Here is a 22463-nt window from a genome sequence, read left to right on the forward strand (position 1 = left end):
ACCCGGGCCGTTAATCAGTCAGAGTTATTGTAGTGATAAAGCACAATTATCTAAGCCGCAACGGGTATGTTATTCTTTTTTCAGCTAAAGTTATGCCACCCACGCGATTACCCACGGATCTAAAAGGAAACGGATGTTAAAAATTGCGCAGCGAACCACCCTGGGAATGCTTTTATTATTAGTCATGCCCGTTGCTGTCTGGCTCTCTGGCTGGCAATGGCAGCCAGGTGAGAGTAGCGCGTTTTTGCGGGTGCTTTTCTGGATGACAGAAACCGTCACCAGCCCCTGGGGTATATTGACCAGTATTATCCTCAGCACCTGGGTTTTATGGTGCTTACGCTTCCGGCTTAAACCCGCCATATTGCTGATTATCTTCATGAATGGCGCAATTCTTGTCGGTCAGTACACCAAATCTTTCATTAAAGAGCAGGTACAGGAACCGCGTCCTTATGTCGTTTGGCTGGAGAAGAGCCACGGTATTGATGAAGCGGCGTTTTATCAGCAGAACCGTCAGGGGCGCAGTCAGTTAGTGTCGACATTATTGGCTAACGATACTCAACTGCCGCAATGGCTGAAAAACCACTGGGCGTATGAAACGGGCTTTGCCTTTCCTTCGGGACATACCATGTTTGCCGCCAGTTGGGCATTGTTGGTGATTGGCTTACTCTGGCCACGGCGGCACATAGTGACCGTGGTGGTGCTGTTTGCCTGGGCCACCATGGTCATGGGCAGTCGTTTGCTGCTGGGCATGCATTGGCCGCGCGATTTGGTGGTGGCCACTCTGATTTCCTGGCTGCTGGTTACGGTGGCCACATGGCTGGCGCAGCGTTTTTGTGGTCCGCTTACGGTGCCGCGCGAAGAGCAGCAGGAGATCGCACAGCGTGATGATGCATTGTAATTTTCGCGCGCGACCCCATATGATTGATTGCGCTTACGGAAAATGCGCTAAGTGATGTGCTGATAAGCAGCATCGACGGCACTTTTTTGGCATACTTCTACTGGATAACCTCACGACAGGACGCATTGTGAAATATTTGCTGATTTTTCTCGTGGTTTTGGTCATTTTTATCATCTCCGTCACGCTTGGAGCGCATAACGACCAAATCGTCACTTTTAACTATCTGCTGGCGCAGGGTGAATTCCGCATCTCCACATTGCTGGCGAGCCTGTTTGGTGCCGGATTCCTGCTCGGATGGGCAATTTGCGGTCTTTTCTGGTTGCGGATACGTGTTTCTCTCGCTCACGCGCAGCGCAAGCTGAAACGCATGCAAGCGCAGAATGAACAATCAACGGCTGTGACAAATTCTTCCACTGCTGGTCGTCGGGATTAAGTTTCGATGCTTGAATTGCTGTTTTTGCTTCTTCCTGTTGCTGCGGCATATGGCTGGTACATGGGCCGCCGAAGTGCACATCAGGATAAGCAACAGGAAGCGAATCGCCTGTCACGTGAATACGTTGCCGGTGTAAACTTTCTGCTTTCCAATCAACAGGACAAAGCTGTCGATCTCTTTCTGGATATGCTGAAGGAGGACAGCGGCACAGTCGAAGCCCATCTGACGCTCGGCAATCTGTTCCGATCACGCGGCGAAGTTGACCGCGCCATCCGTATCCACCAATCGCTGATGGAAAGCGCTTCCCTGAGCTATGAACAACGCCTGCTGGCGATTCAGCAGTTGGGACGTGATTACATGGCCGCAGGGTTGTACGACCGCGCTGAAGACATGTTTAGCCAGTTGATTGATGAAACCGACTTCCGCATCGGTGCATTACAGCAACTTCTACTGATACATCAGGCAACCAGTGACTGGCAGAAAGCAATCGAAGTGGCGGAAAGATTGGTCAAGCTGGGCAAAGACAAGCAGAAGGGTGAAATTGCCCATTTTTACTGTGAGCTTGCGCTACAGGCATTGAGCAGTGACGATCTGGATCGCGCCATGACGTTGCTGAAGAAAGGCGAATCGGCCGATCACCAGAGTGCACGCGTTTCCATCATGATGGGACGCATATTTATGGAGCAGGGGGAATACGCCAAAGCAACGGCTCGCCTGCAGCGCGTACTGGATCAAGATAAAGAGCTGGTGAGCGAAACCTTATCGATGCTCGAAACCTGCTATCAGCGACTGAATCAGCCTGAAGATTGGGCTCAGTTTTTACAACGCTGCGTCGAAGAGAATACCGGCGCGGCCGCTGAACTGTACCTTTCTGACATCCTTGAACAGCAGCAGGGCCCGGAAGCGGCGCAGCTGTATATCAACCGCCAGTTGCAGCGCCATCCGACCATGCGCGTGTTCCATCGCTTGATGGATTTCCACCTGCACGAAGCAGAAGACGGTCGTGCCAAAGAGAGCCTGATGGTGCTGCGTGATATGGTCGGTGAACAGATTCGCACTAAACCGCGCTATCGCTGCCAGAAGTGTGGATTTACCGCACATGCGCTTTATTGGCATTGCCCATCCTGTCGCGCATGGTCTTCGGTGAAACCGATTCGTGGACTCGACGGCCAGTAACGGCCGTTTTTTTATTTATCCTGTTAGATAGTTACAACATACTATTGGGCTGATTCATCAACCGAAACTGCAGCATTGTGCAGCGTTCAGTCTATCATCGGTATTAACCGCGCTGTGAGATTGTCGGGAAGGGCACGCACGGGTAGAATGCTTGCCGTTTGTCCATTGCGCCTGCGGGTGCCTGCCTTTGAGGAAACGTTATGCCTGTAACCACTTCACCGATTCTGGTGGCACTCGACTATCATAATCTCGACAGCGCACTGCAGTTTGTGGACCGCATTGACCCGAGCCAGTGCCGCCTGAAAGTCGGCAAAGAGATGTTTACGCTATTTGGCCCGTCGCTGGTGAAAACACTGCAGTCGCGTGGTTTTGACGTTTTTCTCGATCTGAAGTTTCATGATATTCCCAATACTACCGCGCATGCGGTAGCCGCTGCTGCCGATCTCGGTGTGTGGATGGTCAATGTTCACGCCAGTGGCGGAGCGCGGATGATGAATGCGGCTCGTGAAGCGCTGCTGCCTTTTGGTAGCGATGCGCCGTTGCTGATTGCGGTAACTGTACTGACCAGCATGGATGAAGACGATCTCAGAGGTCTCGGCATTACGCTTTCTCCCGCAGAGCAGGCAGAACGTCTCGCTCGCCTGACGCGTGAGTGTGGCTTGGATGGCGTGGTCTGTTCCGCTCAGGAAGCTGCGCACTTTAAACAGGTGTTGGGTCAGGATTTCGCGCTGGTGACACCAGGTATTCGTCCGGAAGGCAGTGATGCGGGCGATCAACGCCGTATCATGACGCCGCAGCAGGCAAAACTGGCTGGCGTGGATTACATGGTGATTGGGCGTCCGATCACCCAATCAAATGATCCGGCTGCAACGCTGCACACTATCCTGCAAAGTTTACAGGAGGCCTAATGGCTCAGGACAACCGACTGGTTTACTCCACTGAAACTGGCCGTATCGCACAGGAAGAAGAAAAAGCGCCGCGCCCGCAAGGAGATGGCATAGTGCGTATTCAACGCCAGACCAGCGGCCGTAAAGGCAAAGGCGTCTGCCTGATTACGGGTATTGATCTGGATGATGATGCGCTCACTAAACTGGCGGCAGAACTGAAGAAGAAGTGTGGCTGTGGTGGGTCACTCAAAGAAGGCGTCATCGAGATTCAAGGCGATAAACGCGATCTCTTAAAAGCGCTACTTGAAGCCAAAGGCATGAAGGTTAAATTAGCCGGCGGTTAATAAAAACGGGCCGCACACTGTGCGGCCCGTGATGCTGTAGATGCGCTGCGTAGCCTGAATCTTTATCGTTATTTAGAAACCTGATGGCCGATAATACCGCCAACGGCTGCACCACCCACGGTACCGAGTGCACTTCCGTTAGTCAGAACAGAACCACCGATTGCACCCGCACCCGCGCCAATGGCGGTATTACGGTCGCGTTTTGACCAGTTCGAACAACCACTCAAGGCAACAACCAGGGTGGCAGCTAATACCGCAACGGTCATACGTTTCATTGTTGTCGTCATCTCTTTCTCCTTGATTGTATGTACAGAGGCAACCTTGTAAGTATAGTTGTTGCGCAACGAAGTACGTCATCCCAGCGTGTCATTCATTGCTCACTTTGATGCCTGTATACAGCGCTTTAATGGGCGAATTAACCGGTAGAAACCGTACCGCTCCTGACTTTAGCCACCTGAAGCAAAGCTAAATGCCGCGAAGATAGAAAATTCTGAATTCACGCCACACTTCTCCGGTCTCAGCGACTTTCCGCTGCTTTTACAGCGATTCGCTCCATAACGTTTTCTCTGCTCGTTCAGCACAATTCAGCTATCACAGTTCGCAGGAGAAATAATTATGCTGGAATTGCTCAAGCAGCAGGTGCTGGAAGCCAACCTTGACTTACCGCGCTATAACCTGGTCACTTTTACCTGGGGTAACGTCAGCGCCATTGACCGCGACCATGGCCTGCTGGTGATCAAACCTTCGGGTGTGAAATACGAGAATATGCAGCGCGACGATATGGTGGTTGTGGAGTTAGCGAGCGGCAAGGTGGTGGAAGGGGCGCTTCGCCCATCATCCGATACGGCCACCCATCGCGCGCTGTATCTCGCCTGGCCGGAGATTGGTGGCATCGTACATACCCATTCACGCCACGCCACAATTTGGGCGCAGGCCGGGCGCGACATTATGGCGCTGGGGACAACGCACGCGGATGATTTCTACGGCACCATTCCCTGTACGCGTGCGATGAAGCGTGAAGAGATACAGCAAGAGTATGAATGGAACACCGGGCAGGTGATTATTGAAAGCTTTGCTCAACGCCGCATTAAGCCAGCCGACATCCCTGCTGCGCTGGTCAACTCGCACGGCCCCTTTGCCTGGGGTAAAGATGCAGCTGCAGCTGTGCACAGTGCGGTGGTGCTGGAAGAAGTGGCTTACATGGCACTTCACACGGAACAACTGCGCAGCGAACTGCCTCCGATTTCGCAGAATTTACTCGATCTGCATTATCTGCGTAAACATGGCAAGAATGCCTGGTACGGGCAGAATTGAACATTGAAACTTTATTGAGGCGCCTGAGGGCGCCTTAATTTTTTGCCATTTAGCACTGGTATGGCGATGCACATCATAAAAAAGAAATGCCTAACCTATAAAAATAAAACAGCGTTTCATTAATATCGATTCGATCACTTTTTTCCTGACTGTCAGTGGTTATCTTGCCTGCCATGCCATCCGGCGAACGATAACGCACCTCCTTCTGGCTCAGTAAAGGTGACACAACTATGCATATCAAACGTGCAATCGATAAGATTCCAGGCGGTATGATGTTAATCCCGCTGTTTTTGGGCGCGCTTTGCCACACATTTTCACCCGGCGCAGGAAAATACTTTGGCTCTTTTACTAACGGCCTGATGACGGGCACTGTGCCGATTCTGGCGGTATGGTTCTTCTGTATGGGGGCATCGATCAAACTCAGCGCAACCGGAACCGTGCTGCGTAAATCTGGCACCCTGGTATTAACCAAAATCGCGGTTGCCTGGGTCGTGGCTGCCGTGGCATCCCGCATGATGCCGGAAAATGGCGTAGAAGTCGGTATGTTCGCCGGTTTATCCACACTGGCATTGGTTGCTGCCATGGACATGACCAATGGCGGCCTTTATGCCTCCATCATGCAGCAATACGGTTCAAAAGAAGAAGCCGGCGCGTTTGTGCTGATGTCGCTGGAATCGGGTCCGCTGATGACCATGGTGATCCTGGGGACTGCAGGCATTGCTTCGTTTGAACCACACGTGTTTGTTGGCGCGGTGTTGCCCTTTATTGTCGGTTTCGCGCTTGGCAATCTTGACCCGGAATTACGCGAGTTCTTCGGCAAAGCCGTTCATACCTTGATTCCGTTCTTTGCCTTCGCTTTGGGTAACACCATCGATTTGGCCGTGATTGCACAAACCGGTTTGTTGGGCGTATTGCTCGGTGTAGCAGTCATCATCATCACCGGTATTCCACTGATTATTGCCGACCGCTTGATAGGTGGTGGTGATGGCACGGCGGGGATCGCAGCCTCCAGCACCGCAGGCGCGGCAGTGGCCACGCCGGTACTGATTGCAGAGATGTTGCCTCAGTTTAAACCGGTCGCTCCTGCAGCGACTGCACTGGTAGCGACATCCGTTATTGTGACTTCTGTATTAGTGCCGATTATCACCGCCGTCTATTCGAAACGCGTTAAGCGTTCTCATGTGGCGGTGGGACAGCGCGCTGCCATCAAGTAAGCCTGCTTATCTTTCCCCGGCCCTATGGTCGGGGATATCTCTGGATTTTACTTTATAAATCAATCTCTCATTTGGTCTGGCCTCACTCTGGATTACGCTGATGTTGCGTTTAACGCATCACATAACTAGAGGATGAGACTATGACAGTAATTAACCAACCAACTTGCAGATTGTTTACCGAAGTCGGACAAACTACCCAGCTGGCGGCCTATTATGAGGAGGGCCGACACACCATGTGGATGATGCTGCGTGCGCAGCCACGGCCCAGTTTCAACCACGAATTAATCGAGGAAATCATGAATCTGAGCTATGCCGCTCAGCGTTCGGGTTTGCCGATTGATTTTTGGGTGACGGGTTCGCTGGTGCCGCAGATGTTCAACGCTGGTGGCGATTTGCGTTTCTTTGTGGAGTGCATTCGTAACAACCGTCGTGAAGCGTTGCGGGCCTATGCGCGCGCCTGCGTGGATTGCATCCATTCGGCAGCGCGGGGGTTTGATACCGGAGCGGTGACGCTGGCGATGATTGAAGGTAGTGCATTGGGTGGTGGCTTTGAAGCCGCGCTGGCCCATCACTTCATTCTGGCGCAGAACTCTGCACGGATGGGGTTCCCGGAGATCGCGTTTAACCTGTTCCCTGGCATGGGCGGCTATTCACTGGTGGCACGTCGTTCTGGCATGAAGCTGGCCGAAGAGCTGATCTGTGAAGGGGAGTCGCATAGCGCGGAGTGGTATGAGACGCGCGGTCTGGTGGATAAAGTCTTCCAGCCAGGCGATGCCTACCGCACCACGCGTACCTTTATCGATACCTTGCGTCCGAAGCTGAATGGTGTGAGAGCCATGCTGAAAGCGCGCCAGCGCGTGCTGCAACTCTCACGAGCAGAGCTGATGGATATCACGGAAGATTGGGTGGATTACGCCTTCACACTGGAGCCTAAAGACATTGCTTACATGGAACGACTGGTGCAACTACAGAACCGTCATAGCGCATCCCTGCGCAAAGCCGGATAATCGAGAGCAGCGTTAAACGCGGGCAGGATGCTTAGCCAGCCAATGCCCGAGCTGTTCTGCGGGCATTGGTTTTGCATAATAATAACCCTGACGCCCATCGACACCGTTGGTCATAACAAACTTCTCTTCGGCTTTGGTTTCAATTCCTTCCGCAATGACTTGCAGATCGAGGGTTTTGGCCACGGCGACAATGGCACGAACCAACGATTGCGCCACGGGTTGTTTGTTGATGTTACGTACGAAACTTTGATCCAGTTTGATTGCATCAATGGGCACGCGAGCCAACTGGGAAAGCGAGGAATAACCGGTACCAAAGTCATCAAGATGAACCTGAGCACCCAGTTCCTGGAACTGCTTCATCAGCGTGAGTGCACCGGCTTCGTTCTCAATCAGGCAGCTTTCGGTGAGCTCGATATCAATAGGACAATCAGTGAGACCAGCTTCGTTCAGCGCCTGCTTTAAATCGGTATAAATACTTTGGTCAATCAATTGTTTAGCTGAAACATTAACGGCAACGCGCAGGTAAATTCCCTCGCTGCGCCACTGAATAATTTGTTGCAGAACGTTCAGCATCACCCAGCGGCCAAGCGGCACGATGAGGCCCGATTCTTCAGCATACGAGATAAAGTCGCCAGGCGGCACCAGACCGCGCTCTACGGAATTCCAGCGCACCAATGCTTCTGCGCTGCGCACTTCGCCGTCACGATCTAATTTTGGCTGGTAATACACCACCAGATGCTCCAGTTCCAGTGCTTTACGCAGGTTGGTATCAAGCCACAAGTATTCGAAAACACGCTGATTCATCTCGTTGGCGAACACGCAGAATTTGCCGCGCCCATTCTCTTTGGCGTGATACATCGCGGTATCGGCGTTGCGGATCAGACTTTCCCGATCCTCGCCATGCAGCGGGGCCAGGGCAATGCCAATCGAGCAACCGCTGTAGACTTCTATCAAACCGACGCGGAAGGGTTGACGCAGGCGCTCAAGAATACGTGATGCCATGGCTTCCAGCGCAGCCTGACTGGTATGTTCTGCCAGTACCACGAACTCATCACCACCAAGACGGGCCAGCGTCTGATCTTTGCCCAGACAGCTGAGAATGGCGAGGGAGACCGCTTGCAGCAGTTGGTCGCCAAACATATGGCCGTAGGCGTCGTTCACCTTCTTAAAATTGTCCAGATCGAGATAAACCACGCCAGTTTGACTGCCATTGGCTAATTCCAGTGCCAGACTAATTTGTTGATGGATGGCATTGCGGTTCGGTAAACCGGTCACCGTATCGGTGTTGGCGAGAACACGTAAGCGTTCCTGAGCGCGTCGCTCTTCTGTGATGTCGGTTCCAGAACAGATGAGGAAAATTTCATTTTTCCCGCTACCGCTGTGCACAAACTTATTACGAAACAGAAACAGTCGCTGACCTTTTTTGGTTTTGATCCAGCGTTCCACTTCATAAGAATTGCCATCGCGGAAGAAACCCGAAATGTTGCGCCGTGAAGCCTGCGCCTCCTGCTTGGTCATAAACAGTTGAAACACGTTACGGCCGATCACTTCCTGCTCTTTCAGACCGGTGTACTCTTCGCTTAAGCGATTGAATCGCTGAATATTCCCACGTTGATCGAGGATCACAATCACCGAGTTTGCTTCGGAGACCACTTGTTCAGCAAAAGACAATCCGAGTGTTAAATCACGCGCCACGGAGGAGGTATCACCCCAGGCGGAAGAGGTACCAGCCCATGTTGATTGGTTCACCTTGCGGCCGACAAAGTGCATAGGCACCGGCGCACCGCGCAGGGAGAGGGTCAGGTTGATACTGGAAGTGATCACCGTCATCGCACGCAGCAAACTGGCCTGCGCGGGGGTTAATGGAACCGCCAAATTGGTATTGGCATTCTCATCTTCGGCAAAATGCAAAGCATCGCTATCTGAAGTTAAACGCCAATGAGGGCTGGTTGTGCCAAACAGGGTGTATAGCAACGTTTGCCCTTGTTCATCGGTCATGGAAACTTCCTCCGGGGAAATGCTGAGCAGGCGGTATCTCATTATTTTAGCAACAGTATTCAACCTCCTGCGTTAGCACAAGATGCAAACCAAATATATTTTTGTTTTCACTAAAGAATGGCACGAAAAAGCCCCGAAAATCGGGGCTCAAAAATGTCAGCAAGGACACTTGCCGAGCTTGCCCGCCTGGCTGGGAAAACGGGCCTCAAGGCAGTAGCGATGAAAGGCTCGCTCATCCATCGGCGTTTGCCCGGGGTGGTGCTCGTGCATATGCTTCAGATAAGTTTGATAGTCGTGAACGCCAACCATTAAGCGAAAACTTTGCTTCAATCCCTGCCATATTCGTTGCCAGCGATTAAGAGTTTGCCCGGTAGCCTGGGGTGCGATCGGTAAGCAATGCTGAATGTGCCAGGCACCAATCGGTTTTTTCCAGCGATGAATGGACTCAGACATTCCGCACCTCCTTACGCAGGGAGACTTCGGACTCATGGGTGGTAGGGACCTGGCTGCCCAGGGCACGGCGGATAACAAAGAACGCTGCAATCAACATGGTGACGGCCACCAGCATAAAGAAGCCACACAGGGCCGCGTTAATTTGATTGCTAAACACGATAGTTTGCATGTCCGCCACGGTTTTCGCCGGGGCGATAATCACACCCTCATCAATCCCTTTACGGAACTTGTTGGCTTGCGCAAGGAAGCCAATGGAGGGCTTCTCGTGGAAAATCTTCTGCCACCCTGCAGTCATGGAGGTCACAAACAGCCAGGCGGTCGGTAAAATCGTCACCCATGCGTAACGCTGCTTCTTCATTTTGAACAGCACCACGGTGCCGAGAATCAACGCCATCGAGGCCAGCATCTGGTTGCCAATGCCAAACAGCGGCCAAAGGGTATTGATGCCGCCCAGCGGATCGACCACACCCTGGTAGACAAAGAAGCCCCATCCGGCAACGGCCACCGTGGTGCCCGCCATATTGCCCAGCCATGAACGGTTGTTGGCCATGGAAGGCACCACGGTGCCGACCAAATCCTGCACCATAAAGCGACAGGCGCGGGTACCGGCATCGACCGCCGTCAGGATAAACAGCGCTTCAAACAGGATGGCGAAGTGATACCAGAACGCCATCATTACCCGGCTGTTAAATACCTCGGTGATGATGTGCGCCATCCCCACGGCAAAGGTCGGTGCGCCTCCGGCTCGGGAAAGCACGGTACTTTCACCCACATCGCGCGCGATGCCGCTCAGCATCTCCGGCGTGACGACAAAGCCCCAGCCGTTAATCACCTGCGAAGCGCTCTCAACGGTGGTGCCGATCAGTGCTGCGGGTGAATTCATCGCAAAATAGACGCCGGGATCGAGCACTGAGGCGCAAATCAGCGCCATGATCGCCACAAAAGATTCCATCAGCATCGCGCCATAGCCGATAAAGCGGATGTGACTTTCGCGCTCAACCAGTTTTGGCGTAGTGCCGCTGGAGACCAGCGCGTGGAAGCCAGAGATGGCGCCGCAGGCGATCGTGATAAACAGGAACGGGAACAGTGCACCGGAGAACACCGGCCCGCTACCGTCGATAAATTTGGTCACCGCCGGCATTTTCAGTTCCGGCATGGCGAACAGAATCCCAACCGCCAGCCCGATAATGACACCGATTTTCAGGAAGGTTGACAGGTAGTCACGCGGAGCCAGCAGCAGCCACACAGGCAGTGACGAGGCGACAAAGCCATAGATCACCAGCACCCAGGTCAGTTCAGTGCCTTTCAGCGTGAACAGCGGTCCCCAATAGGGATCGGCTGCCACATCGCCACCGTAAATAATCGCCGCCATCATCAGCACAAAGCCGATAATCGACACTTCAGCGATCTTGCCGGGGCGCAGATAGCGCATATAGACGCCCATAAACAGCGCGATCGGAATGGTGGCGGCGATGGTAAACAGCCCCCATGGACTGTTGGCAAGCGCTTTCACCACCACCAGTGCCAGCGCCGACAGGATGATGATCATCACGCCGAGTGCACCGAGCATGGTGACCACGCCTGCAAACGACCCCAGCTCCTGACGTGCCATTTCGCCGAGCGAGCGACCATCACGACGGGTAGAGATGAACAGGATCAGGAAATCCTGCACCGCACCGGCCATCATCACGCCGACCAGAATCCAGATGGTGCCGGGCAGGAAGCCCATCTGCGCCGCGAGGATCGGCCCAACTAAGGGACCCGCACCGGCAATCGCCGCAAAGTGGTGGCCGAACAGTACCCATTTATTGGTCGGCACATAATCGAGACCATCATTGAGCCGCTCAGCAGGCGTGAGGCGACGGTCATCCAGTTCGAAAATACGTTTAGCGATAAACAGGCTGTAGAAGCGATAAGCAATGCTGTAGCAGGCAACGGATGCAATAACCAGCCAGACGGCGTTGACGTGTTCGCCACGGCTGAGGGCCAGCATGGCAAACGCACCCGCACCAATTAACGCCACCGCTAACCAGATCAATCCGGTTTTGACGTTGTTCATGAGTTAACTCCTTGTAGAGACCGGGAAAATAGGCGATCGGATACAACAAGTTAAAAGTAATGTAATGAATTGTTAACGACAGGGAATCGAATCAGAAGTGTGAAGCGGAAGGCAAATTTAACATCAGATAAAACGTAGAGGGAAAAATGCGGGATAACGGCTGTTATCCCGCAGATATTCATGCTCAGGCAGCAGGGCGCGCCACAACGCTACGGGTTTCCATACGCACTTCGGCAATGGTCACGTCGATAATGTCGGTCACATGATAAGCGACTTCGCCTTTAATCTGCACGGTGCCGCTCTCTTGCGAGCACACCAGCTCATCACGCACCGCGTGGATAAACGGGGCAGGGATAAAGGCAACGGCGCCGTTCTCCAGCAGACGTACGCGCATACCACCACGAGACACATCGATGATCTCGGCGCTGAATTTGCGATCGGTCCCGGCATATGGCGCGAGGAAACGCGCATACAGCCAGTCACCCACGTCACGTTCAGCCATGCGGTTCAGGCGACGGCGCTCACTCATAATGGTGGTGAACTCGTCCTTTGGACGCGCAATGCTGTCGCCGCGCACAATGGCTTTCAACAGGCGATGGTTGATCATATCGCCGAATTTACGAATCGGCGATGTCCAGGTCGCATAGGCTTCGAGACCCAGACCAAAGTGCGGACCCGGTTCGGTGCCGACTTCAGCGAAGCTCTGGAAGCGACGAATGCGGCTGTCGAGGTACTGAGTTGGCTGGGCATCCAGCTCACGACGCAGCTGGCGGAAACCTTCCAGCGTGGTGATCGCCTGTGGATCAACGGTGATACCGTGACCGGCAAGCACGCCAGCGGCTTGCTCCGCATTGGCCAGATCGAAACCGGTGTGCAGGTTATAGATACCAAAGCCCAGCTTCTCCTGCAGCACTTTGGCCGCGCAGACGTTAGCCAGAATCATCGATTCTTCAACGATGCGGTTGGCGATGCGACGTGGCTCAGAAATGATATCCAGCACTTCGCCTTTGTCACCCAGCACAAAGCGGTAATCAGGGCGATCTTTAAACACCAGCGCATGAGTTTGACGCCACTCGCTGCGCGCCAGGCACACACGATGCAACAAGCGAATCTGCCCGGCAATCGCCTCATTCTCAGGCTGCCAGCTCCCGGCGTTTTCCAGCCAGTCTGACACTTCGTCGTAAACCAGCTTGGCTTTGGATTCGATCCAGGCCGCGAAGAACTGCACTTCGCCCGCTACACTGCCATCTGGCGTGAGCGAAACGCGGCAGGCCAACGCCGGACGACGTACGTTTGGACGCAGTGAACAGATGTCATCAGACAGTTCGCGCGGCAGCATCGGGATGTTGAAGCCAGGTAGATAGTTGGTGAAGGCGCGTTTAGAAGCCAGTTTATCTAGCTCGCTGCCTTCTGCCACGTAAGCGGTCGGATCGGCAATAGCGATGGTCAGCTGCAGATTGCCGTCAGCCTGCTCTTCAACATACAGCGCATCATCCATATCTTCGGTGCTGGCGCTGTCGATGGTGACGAAGTTGAGCGCGGTAAGGTCTTCGCGCTGCAAGTGCTCATCCAGCATTTCGCCGAAGCCAACTTTCGGGGCTTCGCGCTCCAGATTATGGCGCGACAGGGTGACCCACCACGGCGCAAGATGATCGTCGGCTGTGACAATGAATTCGGTCAGTTCAGCATAGAATCCGCGATCGCCTTTCAGTGGATGGCGGCGCATTTCACCCACGGCCCAGTCGCCATTCTGAAAATCATGGGTCACGTCACGGGCAGCGCGGCACTGAATCGCCTCTTTCAGCAGCGGATGGTCAGGCACAATCGATAAACGATCGTCCTTCTTCTGCACGCGGCCAACAAAGCGGCTCAGGAATGGCTCAATCAGGGTTTCCGGCTCGGCGCTCTCGCGATCTTTATCAGTGTGGATCACCGCAGAAATACGGTCACCGTGCATCACTTTTTTCATCTGCGGAGGGGGAATGAAGTAGCTTTTTTGAGCATCGACTTCAAGGAAGCCAAAGCCTTTTTCCGTGCCTTTCACAACACCTTCGGCGCGCGGGGTTTGCGCGTGAAGCTTCTCTTTCAGCTGCGCGAGCAGCGGGTTATCCTGGAACATAATATATTTAGTTTCGTGGCCTAAGAGCGGTGGACAGTTTTACGCGAATCAGGGGCGCGCGGCAAGGCCAAAACAGGCTAAAAAGCCGCATTACGCGGCTTTTTACCTTCTGATAACGCTGAGGACTCAGGCGATACGTTGGGTCGGTACGGCAGCGGTTAACGCCAGTTTGACCGGTATCGATTTCGAGGTCGGTGTCCCGCTGCCATCACCGTAGCTGGAGAGCGGCACCAGTGGGTTGGTTTCCGGATAATAGGCCGCGAGATTACCACGCGGAATGTTATACGGCACCAGCTTAAAGCCACTGACACGGCGCGTCAGGCCATCATTCCACAGCGTTTCGATATCCACTAACTGGCCTTCACTAAAGCCAAGTGACGCCATATCATCCGGGTGGATAAACACCACTTCACGCTGGCCATAGACACCGCGATAACGGTCATCGAGGCCGTAAATCGTGGTGTTGTACTGGTCATGTGAACGCAGGGTCTGCAGTGTGAACGGCACTTCGACATCATTACCCAACTGCGGGAACAGTGAAGCGGGCAAGGCCGCCGCGCTGAATTCCGCCCGTTGACTTGGCGTATTGAAACGCAACTCTGCCGCCGCGCTACCGAGATAGAACCCGCCCGGAATATCGCATTTGTTATTGAAGTCGGCAAAGCCTGGAATGGTGGCGCCGATGTGATCGCGGATCACATTGTAATCATCGGCCATGCCCAGCCAGTCAATCTTGTCACTGCCCAGCGTGGCGTGTGCAATGCCTGCCACAATCGCCGTTTCGGAGCGTTGGGTGTCTGCCAATGGAATGCCCACACCTTCTGAGGCATGCACCATGCTGAAAGAGTCCTCAACGGTGATGAACTGGTTACCGCTGGCCTGACGATCGCGCTCTGTACGGCCCAGCGTTGGCAGAATCAACCCCTCGTGGCCCGGCACTAAATGGCTGCGATTGAGTTTGGTGCTGATGTGCACGGTCAGACCGCAATGCTGCAATGCTTCCTCTGTCACCGGTGAGTCGGGTGCAGCAGCAGCAAGATTGCCACCCAGGGCGATCAGCACTTTCACTTCATCACGCAACATCGCGCTGAGTGCTTCAACGGTGTTATGGCCGTGTTCACGCGGCGGTTCAAAACCGAAATGTGCGCCCAGTGCATCGAGGAATGGCTTATTGGGTTTCTCATCGATACCCATGGTGCGGTTACCCTGCACGTTACTGTGGCCGCGCACTGGACACAGGCCGGCGCCTTTTTTACCCAGTTGGCCAAACAGCAGTTGCAGGTTGGTGATTTCACGTACGGTATCAACAGAATGCTTATGCTGGGTCACACCCATCGCCCAGGTAATGATGACGCGCTCAGCACTCTGGTAGATCGCTGCCGCTTCCCGAATCTGCGCTTCGCTCAGTCCGGATTGACGCACGATATCTTCCCAGCGCGTGTTATCCACGGCAGCCAGATAACCCTCAATGCCATGGGTATTAGCATCAATAAACGCCTGGTCGAAGATCCCCGGTTCACCGGCCGCCAGACGCTCACGCTGGACTTCCAGCAGGGTTTTCACCATGCCGCGAATGGCCGCCATGTCACCGCCAAGATTGGGCTGGTAATAGGCAGAACTAATCGTACCGGCTTTAGAGGTGACGATTTCCAGCGGTTTTTGCGGATCGGCAAAACGTTCCAACCCGCGCTCGCGCAGCGTGTTGAATGTCACGATTTTCGCACCGTGATCGGCCGCGTGGCGCAGGCTGTGCAGCATACGTGGATGGTTAGTTCCCGGATTTTGACCGATAACGAAAATCGCATTGGCGTGGTCAAAATCATCGAGACGAATGGTGCCTTTCCCGACGCCGATACTGCGCTTCAAGCCGGTACCGCTGGCTTCATGGCACATGTTGGAACAGTCAGGGAAGTTATTGGTGCCCATCACACGGCCAAACAGTTGATAGAGCCATGAGGCTTCGTTACTGGCGCGCCCGGAAGTATAAAGTTCCATCTGGTCGGGATGATCCATCGCCTTGAGATGACGAGCAATCATCGCTAGCGCATCGTCCCAGCTGATCGGTTCATAGTGATCGGTGGTGCTGTTATAGCGCATCGGATGGGTCAGGCGACCCTGATACTCCAGGAAATAGTCGCTCTGTTGATACAGGGTGCTCACGCTGTGTTGGGCAAAGAATTCAGGTTCCACTACGCGGCGGGTCGCTTCCCAGGTCACCGCTTTGGCGCCGTTCTCACAGAAGCTGAAGGTACTTTTATTGTCATCACCCCACGCACAACCTGGGCAGTCAAAGCCACGCGCTTTGTTCATGCGCATCAAATTGCGCATGTTTTTCAGGGCGGCTTTACTATCAAGGACGAAACGGGTGGTTGCTTCCAAAGAGCCCCAGCCGCCAGCAGCGGCACGATAAGGCTGAATTTTACGTTTAAATTTCATAGTCGTTGCAGGCTTATTGTTTATGAATTGTTATCAGAATATGACTTCTGTTGTGGGAAAGTGTGCGACTGACAGCAAAAGTTGTCTAATTGATTGGTTTAATGGTGCGATAGGCGGCGTCTATCGCGCTCAAGCTGGCAGAAGCGTGATGCAGTTCAAATTTTACCCGCTGGCAGGACCGGGCGGCGACGTGAGAATCCAATAACTGGCTAATAATTGCTCTTTCCATCGATGAAAGGGCGCGCACCATGAAGAATCTTGCCAGCCAAATTCATGCCTTCGGTAAAGCATTAATGATGCCGATCTCCGTTATTGCCGCTGCCGGTATCTTTCTCGGCCTGGCTGCCGCGATGCAGAACCCCGCGGTCACCGGCGATGCCTTTGCCCATCTGCAGGTACCACAACTGATTATTGGCTTTATCCGCAAAGTGGCGGCGGCCTTATTTGCCAATCTGCCCGTGTTCTTCGCCGTTGCCAGCGCCATTGGTCTGGCGAAAGCGGAGAAGCCTACTGCGGCTTTTGCGGCAGTCATTGGCTATGTCGTGATGAATGTGGGCATCAGTGCTACGCTGGCGGCCAAAGGGCTGACGGCGGCTACCACTACCCCAGAGGCCTTGCAGCAAGCAGGTCTGGATCAAACCACGGCGATGATGACCTCGGCAGAGTACATCGAAATGCTGGGCATCTTTACTTACAACATGAGTGTGCTTGGCGGCGTGATTGCCGGGCTGGTCACCGTGGCACTGCATAATCGCTTTTACACGCAACAATTGCCGACGGCGATTAGCTTTTTCGGCGGGCGGCGCTTTGTACCCATCGTCACCGTTATCGTTTTGCCGCTGATTGGCGTGCTGCTGGCGCTGATCTGGCCCACGATCGGCGAAGGCATTGCCTGGGTCGGCAAGATGATTGGGAAAAGCGGCCAGTACGGCGCGTTTCTGCTGGGAACCGGCGAACGCCTGCTTATCCCCACGGGTTTGCACCATATCCTCAATGAAACGGTGCGTTTCACCCCCATCGGTGGCATGGCGACGGTGGACGGGCAAACCATTGTCGGTGCACTGAATATCTTCAACACTTCGCTCACCAATCCGGGCGCTATACCTGATGAGACGGTGCGTAGCGCCACCCAATTCCTGGCTCAGGGTAAAATCCCGGTGATGATGTTCGGCTTACCTGCGGCTGCGCTGGCGATCTACCACACCGCGCGCCCGGAGCATAAACAGCGGGTCAAAGCGCTAGTGATGGCAGGTGCGTTGACCTCCTTCACCACCGGCATCACTGAACCGCTGGAGTTCTGTTTTATCTTTGTGTCACCGGTGCTTTATATCCTGCATGCGTTGTTGACCGGCCTGTCATTTATGCTGATGTCGATGCTGCATTTAATGATCGGTAACGTGCAGGGCGGCGCGATCGATCTGGTGGTGTTCGGTATTCTCGGCGGCAGTAAAACCCAATGGTGGTGGACGGTAGCGCTGGGGGTGATATATGCACCGATCTATTACTACGGCTTCCGTTTTGTCATCACGCGCATGCGAGTGGAAACGCCTGGACGAGAATCGGATGAGGAGCCGCAAACCGCGCAGGTGACAGCGGATGAACGCACTCAGGTGATCATCAGCGGGTTGGGCGGCGAGGCCAATATAGAGGACGTCGATTGCTGTTTCACACGCCTGCGGGTGCGCGTGAAAGAGATGAAAGAGGTGGTGGATCAAACGCTGCTGACCACCGGCGCTAACGGGATCAACCGTGTCAGCGAGCACGATGTCCAGGTGATTTATGGTCCGCAGGTGGAGAAAATTGCTAACGAAGTGAAAAGCGCATTAGGCGTGGCGTAACACATTTAGTTACCAGGCTAATAATAAAATGAGCAATCAATGTTAAATCCAGTTCGCCATAATTTGCGAAGATGCATTTGCCCCTTCAAGAGCTAAGCCATTAAGAGTGCCGGAGATAAGCGCCGGGTGGGGCATTAACTTTCAATCGAAGGCTGCCGCAGGGCGGCCTTCGTGCTTTTTGCGCCGTTAACAGGATAAAGCGGTGCGGGTTTGCTACCATAGCGCGATCGTGACTTTAAGGTGGATGCCAAAATCGACATCAAGCAATTGATATATCTCTGTAATTTAGAGCGTGAGCGCCATTTTGGCCGCGCGGCAGAGGCCAGTTTTGTCAGCCAGCCGACCTTATCCATGCGGTTAAAAAACCTTGAGCGTGAGCTGGGTTTATCGCTGATTAACCGCAGCAATAACTTTGACGGCTTTACGCCAGAAGGGGAACGCGTGCTGACCTGGGCGCGTGAGATCGTTTCGGTCTACTCGGGCCTGAAGCTGGAAGTCGAATCGCTGAAGCATGGCGTCAACGGCACACTGCGCCTGGGCGTGATGCCACAGTGCAGTGTCGCCTTGCCGGCGTTATTAAAAGCGGTTGAAACGCGTTATCCGCAGCTGGATTATCGCGTCTCCGCCATGAGTGCGGACCAACTGCTGGAAGCACTCAATAGCCATACGGTGGACGGTGGCATTGGCTTCTTCGAACTCACCGCTCTGCGAGAATTACACTTTCAGACCGCGCTGTTAAAAGACCCCGGCGTGGAGGCGATTTTTAATCCTCAGCACTTCCCGGATTTACTTCAACAAGAAACGGTTTCACTTTCGCAACTGGCGCAGCAACCGCTGTGCCTTGCCGAACCCACGCGCTATTTCCGTCGTTACGTGGATAGCCAACTACGCGAAACCGGTTTGTTACCGCGAGTGATTGTGGAAAGTGCCTCGATTATGCAGCTATTACAGAGCGCGCAGGTGGGATTAGGCGTGATGGTGTCGCCGCGCGGACATTTACTGCCGGAGATGCTGCAAAATCTGGCGCGGAGGCCGATTGAGATGGCGCCCATGGGACGCCAGGCCGCGTTAGTGATTGCTGAGCCGGGCAGGGCATCGCCGCTGGCTCAACATTTCTTTGACGAAGCGCGGCGCCATCTGCCGGATTAACGTGTTTCACCCAGCGCCATCCATAACCGATCCTGCCAGCTGGCAAACGCCACTGTCTGCAACAGCGTGAAAATGCGCTCGGTTCCCCATCCCGCATTCAGCAATGGCTGCAGGTGTGCTGCGCTAAAGCGCTCTGGCATACGTACCAGCTGAGCGCTAACGCCAATCACCGGCTGCACTTCTCCCGCTTTATCGACATCTGCAAGCAACGCTTCGCGCTGGCTAGCGGCATGGCGCGTGAACGGGCGCTGACAACCCAGGATGCGCGCGCTGGTTGCCAGCGCCAACGCGGATTGCTCGTCATGATGTTCGCCGATGCGCTGTTGCAAAGTCGCCAAGCCATACAGCGCCTGCGCGTCATGCACCAGCAACCAAATCGCGTCCTCTAATCCTTCGATGCCCTGACAAAAGGTTATCGCCGCCAGTTGATCGGCACTGGCATAGCGCAACTCAACCGGTTTGAGCGCGTGCTGCCATGCGGTGTCTTCGTTAAAAAGCGCCGGATCGGCATCCGCGGGTGGTGATACGCCGGGTATCCAGCGTACCGGCAAGCCCATCATGGCCTGCAGTGCAGCGACGACTCGCGCCTGATAGCTGACGAATCCCACCAGTTGATTAAGAGTGACGATATCTGGCTCTGTGAGCCCGACGGCATCCAGGGCGCTGATACCCGTGGCATTGATCAGTGCCGGTTGCATCGCCAACTGACGCGCGTACTGGGTGATTTGCGTCAGGCGGTTGTTACTCTCGCGGGAGGAATCCGGGCCCGGCAGTGGATTGAGGCGCGCGGAGTAGTGATTACACAGGCGCTGCACACCGGCAACCTGCGCCACCGTCAGCGCGGTACTGAGGCGATCGTAGAGCGTTAAGGTATGCGTGAGCGAGTTGCTCAGCGTATCCGGCAGCAAAATCTGGCTCAGATCGCGCGCGGCCAGTAACGCCGGCTGGAAGCGAGTAAACAGGGGCTGAAGAGCAGTGGCTTCCTGTTGCAGACCTAATAAAAACCGATCTTCGAGATAGGCGGCTTCGGGCACTAATGGCGCGGTGGCCTGGGTGTGCGGGCGAGTCTGGCTTTCATAAAACCAGTGGTCATGGCCGGGAGAACGGCGTTGTTCCATGGTCATTCCTTGCGCAAAAAACGGTCTGGGTACGCGACGGGCAAATCTGAAAAGCGCATCGCCACCAAAAGGCTAGCTTATCGTCGCTGAAGCACTGGCTGTGGCAAAAGAATGAAGGGGAATAATTAAGATCGAATGAATCTATACGCCTGAAATTTCAAGCGGTAGCTAGCAGGAAGAGGTGAGTTTGCGGGAGCAGTCAGGCGAAAGTGAACAGGGCGAAAATCGGTCAGGACAGCCGAGACTTCGCTAAGAAAAAAGGCGAGCACCAGGCTCGCCTTCAGAACTTATTTCAGTTCCAGCTCGTTCATCGCGGCAATGCTGAAGCCGCCATCAACGTGAACCACTTCACCGGTGATACCACCCGCCAGATCAGAGCACAGGAAGGCCGCAGAGTTACCTACGTCTTCGATGGTGACGGTACGGCGAATCGGGGTAACGGCTTCACAGTGAGCCAGCATCTTACGGAAATCTTTGATGCCTGAAGCTGCCAGGGTACGGATTGGACCCGCGGATACGGCGTTAACACGCGTACCTTCAGGACCCATCGCGTTCGCCATGTAACGCACGTTGGCTTCCAGAGACGCTTTAGCCAGACCCATCACGTTGTAGTTCGGGATCGCGCGCTCTGCACCCAGATAAGACAGGGTCAACAGGGCTGAATTCGGGTTCAGCATCGCACGGCACTCTTTCGCCATCGCAACGAAGCTGTAGGCAGAGATGTCGTGAGCGATTTTGAAGCCTTCACGGGTCACGGCGTTCACGTAGTCACCATCCAGCTGATCGCCAGGTGCGAAACCAATTGAGTGAACAAAGCCGTCAAATTTTGGCCAGGTTTTTGCCAGTTCGGTGAACAGCGCAGTGATGCTCTCGTCTTCTGCCACATCGCAAGGCAGAACAATGTCAGAACCCAAATCTTTAGCGAACTCTTCCACACGACTTTTCAATTTGTCGTTCTGGTAGGTGAAAGCCAGTTCTGCGCCCTGTTTGTGCATCGCCTGTGCAATACCGTAGGCAATGGAGAGTTTACTGGCAACGCCAGTAATCAGAATGCGCTTACCGGAAAGAAAACCCATAGCTGTAATCCTTATGGTCATTGTTGTTGGCGGTCGCAATGATTAAATAGTAGGCGACCGACGTTAATCGACGTGCGGATTCTAGCACGTCTCTCTCAAATGCGGTAAATCGCACCGCGTTTTCGCGATGTGATGAACAATCAACGAACTTTGCGCCAGGCTTCGGCGGTTAAGGCTTCGCCAAAATGGCTGGTGATCAGCCGTTTTGTGAGATCATGCAGTGGCGAGGCCAACACATCAGCCGTGCCGCCGCGTTCCACCACTTCACCCTGATGCATCACCAGTACCTGATCGCTAATGTGCTTCATCATGCCGATATGTTGCGTCACATAAATATAGGCGATGCCGTGCTTCTCCTGCAGTTCCAGCATCAGATTCACCAGCTGCGAACGCATCGTCATATCCAGTGAGGCGAGCGCTTCATCCGCGACAATGACCTTCGGCTGCAGGATGAGTGCGCGAGCCAGCGCCAGACGTTGTTTCTGGCCGGGGGCCAGCATATGCGGATAGTAACCGGCGTGATCGCGCAGCAAGCCCACCTGACGCAGCGTGGCAATAATGCGCTTCTCCCGCGCTTCATCATCCAGATCGGTATTCAGGCGCAGCGGAAAGTCGAGAATCTGACTGACGCGCTGACGCGGGTTGAGTGAGGTCGATGGATCCTGAAAAATCATGCGAATACGCTGACTGCGATAACCGTAATCGCCATACTCCAGCGGATGATCGTCAATCAGCATCTCACCTTCCGTCGGGGCCACCATGCCGCTCAACATTTTCGCCAGCGTGGATTTCCCTGAGCCGTTCTCACCAATGACCGCCAAGGTCTGCTTCTCACGCAAGGTGAAGCTTACCCCTTTCACCGCCTCAACATGCTGTCTGCGAAACAGACCGGTGCGATAGCGATAGGTTTTACTCAGGTTGCGCACTTCCAGCAGGGTTTCCAT

Annotated in this window: 19 protein-coding genes; 10 read left to right on the forward strand and 9 right to left on the reverse strand. The window is 54.2% G+C overall.

Translation table 11 applies throughout. The annotated features are described in order from the left end of the window. The first annotated feature begins 133 nt into the window (after nt 1-133). The 5 genes from pgpB to yciH all read left to right on the forward strand — a co-directional run bounded on the left by pgpB (nt 134) and on the right by yciH (nt 3738). Nucleotides 134-898 (forward strand): phosphatidylglycerophosphatase B, encoded by a 765-nt coding sequence (gene pgpB / locus VI01_RS06185; protein WP_045814403.1) that lies wholly within the window; start codon nt 134-136, stop codon nt 896-898. Nucleotides 899-1025: 127 nt separating this feature from the next. Further along, complete coding sequence (locus VI01_RS06190; protein WP_038646699.1) at nt 1026-1331, forward strand: LapA family protein; 306 nt, start codon at nt 1026-1028, stop codon at nt 1329-1331. Between the two features lie 6 nt (nt 1332-1337). Continuing rightward, a complete protein-coding gene (lapB, locus tag VI01_RS06195; protein ID WP_038646700.1) occupies nt 1338-2507 on the forward strand; it encodes a lipopolysaccharide assembly protein LapB in 1170 nt (389 codons plus the stop codon). 200 nt (nt 2508-2707) lie between these two features. Further along, nucleotides 2708-3415, forward strand: a complete 708-nt coding sequence (gene pyrF, locus VI01_RS06200) for an orotidine-5'-phosphate decarboxylase (protein ID WP_045814404.1) — start codon at nt 2708-2710, stop codon at nt 3413-3415. Beyond that, a complete protein-coding gene (gene yciH / locus VI01_RS06205) occupies nt 3415-3738 on the forward strand; it encodes a stress response translation initiation inhibitor YciH (RefSeq protein WP_045814405.1) in 324 nt (107 codons plus the stop codon). Before pyrF ends, yciH begins: the two co-directional genes overlap by 1 nt. A gap of 68 nt (nt 3739-3806) precedes the next feature. Here the strand turns inward: yciH and osmB are convergent, their stop codons facing one another. Continuing rightward, a complete protein-coding gene (gene osmB, locus VI01_RS06210; protein WP_034821457.1) occupies nt 3807-4025 on the reverse strand; it encodes an osmotically-inducible lipoprotein OsmB in 219 nt (72 codons plus the stop codon). Nucleotides 4026-4353: 328 nt separating this feature from the next. On the opposite strand from osmB, the gene araD reads away from it, so the two are divergent. From araD to VI01_RS06225, 3 genes are all read left to right on the forward strand, one after another. After that, entirely contained in the window at nt 4354-5052 is a 699-nt protein-coding gene (araD, locus tag VI01_RS06215) for an L-ribulose-5-phosphate 4-epimerase (protein ID WP_038646707.1), read from the forward strand. 230 nt (nt 5053-5282) lie between these two features. Beyond that, nucleotides 5283-6266: a 2-keto-3-deoxygluconate transporter gene (gene kdgT / locus VI01_RS06220; protein WP_038646709.1), complete on the forward strand. Its 984-nt coding sequence runs from the start codon at nt 5283-5285 to the stop codon at nt 6264-6266. A 140-nt stretch (nt 6267-6406) separates the two neighbouring features. Further along, nucleotides 6407-7273, forward strand: a complete 867-nt coding sequence (locus VI01_RS06225) for a crotonase/enoyl-CoA hydratase family protein (protein ID WP_034821448.1) — start codon at nt 6407-6409, stop codon at nt 7271-7273. A 12-nt stretch (nt 7274-7285) separates the two neighbouring features. Here the strand turns inward: VI01_RS06225 and pdeR are convergent, their stop codons facing one another. The 5 genes from pdeR to VI01_RS06250 all read right to left on the reverse strand — a co-directional run bounded on the left by pdeR (nt 7286) and on the right by VI01_RS06250 (nt 16338). Beyond that, nucleotides 7286-9271: a cyclic di-GMP phosphodiesterase gene (gene pdeR / locus VI01_RS06230; protein WP_045814406.1), complete on the reverse strand. Its 1986-nt coding sequence runs from the start codon at nt 9269-9271 to the stop codon at nt 7286-7288. A 156-nt stretch (nt 9272-9427) separates the two neighbouring features. Then, the gene (locus VI01_RS06235; RefSeq protein ID WP_038646713.1) at nt 9428-9724 is read right to left on the reverse strand and encodes a YbdD/YjiX family protein; all 297 of its coding nucleotides are present in this window, start codon (nt 9722-9724) and stop codon (nt 9428-9430) included. Then, nucleotides 9717-11783, reverse strand: a complete 2067-nt coding sequence (locus VI01_RS06240) for a carbon starvation CstA family protein (RefSeq protein WP_045814407.1) — start codon at nt 11781-11783, stop codon at nt 9717-9719. The genes VI01_RS06235 and VI01_RS06240 overlap by 8 nt, the downstream gene beginning before the upstream one ends. Nucleotides 11784-11967: 184 nt before the next feature. Continuing rightward, on the reverse strand, nt 11968-13902 hold the full coding sequence (locus VI01_RS06245; RefSeq protein ID WP_045814408.1) for an exoribonuclease II: 1935 nt from the start codon (nt 13900-13902) through the stop codon (nt 11968-11970). Nucleotides 13903-14028: 126 nt separating this feature from the next. Next, nucleotides 14029-16338: an FdhF/YdeP family oxidoreductase gene (locus VI01_RS06250; RefSeq protein WP_045814409.1), complete on the reverse strand. Its 2310-nt coding sequence runs from the start codon at nt 16336-16338 to the stop codon at nt 14029-14031. A gap of 248 nt (nt 16339-16586) precedes the next feature. Between VI01_RS06250 and VI01_RS06255 the strand changes: the two genes are divergently transcribed. Together VI01_RS06255 and VI01_RS06260 are read left to right on the forward strand one after the other, a co-directional pair. Further along, nucleotides 16587-18176: a PTS transporter subunit EIIC gene (locus VI01_RS06255; protein WP_045814410.1), complete on the forward strand. Its 1590-nt coding sequence runs from the start codon at nt 16587-16589 to the stop codon at nt 18174-18176. A gap of 252 nt (nt 18177-18428) precedes the next feature. Beyond that, nucleotides 18429-19325, forward strand: a complete 897-nt coding sequence (locus VI01_RS06260; protein ID WP_045814434.1) for a LysR family transcriptional regulator — start codon at nt 18429-18431, stop codon at nt 19323-19325. Here the strand turns inward: VI01_RS06260 and VI01_RS06265 are convergent. From VI01_RS06265 to sapF, 3 genes are all read right to left on the reverse strand, one after another. Beyond that, nucleotides 19322-20443: an oxidoreductase gene (locus VI01_RS06265; RefSeq protein ID WP_045814411.1), complete on the reverse strand. Its 1122-nt coding sequence runs from the start codon at nt 20441-20443 to the stop codon at nt 19322-19324. The two genes, VI01_RS06260 and VI01_RS06265, sit on opposite strands and share 4 nt — an antisense overlap. Nucleotides 20444-20730: 287 nt before the next feature. Further along, nucleotides 20731-21519 (reverse strand): enoyl-ACP reductase FabI, encoded by a 789-nt coding sequence (fabI, locus tag VI01_RS06270; RefSeq protein WP_007892455.1) that lies wholly within the window; start codon nt 21517-21519, stop codon nt 20731-20733. 140 nt (nt 21520-21659) lie between these two features. Continuing rightward, a complete protein-coding gene (gene sapF, locus VI01_RS06275) occupies nt 21660-22463 on the reverse strand; it encodes a putrescine export ABC transporter ATP-binding protein SapF (RefSeq protein WP_038650074.1) in 804 nt (267 codons plus the stop codon).

Origin of the sequence: Pantoea sp. SM3 (genome assembly GCF_000963995.1) — a bacterium.
Classification (GTDB): domain Bacteria; phylum Pseudomonadota; class Gammaproteobacteria; order Enterobacterales; family Enterobacteriaceae; genus Pantoea; species Pantoea rwandensis_B.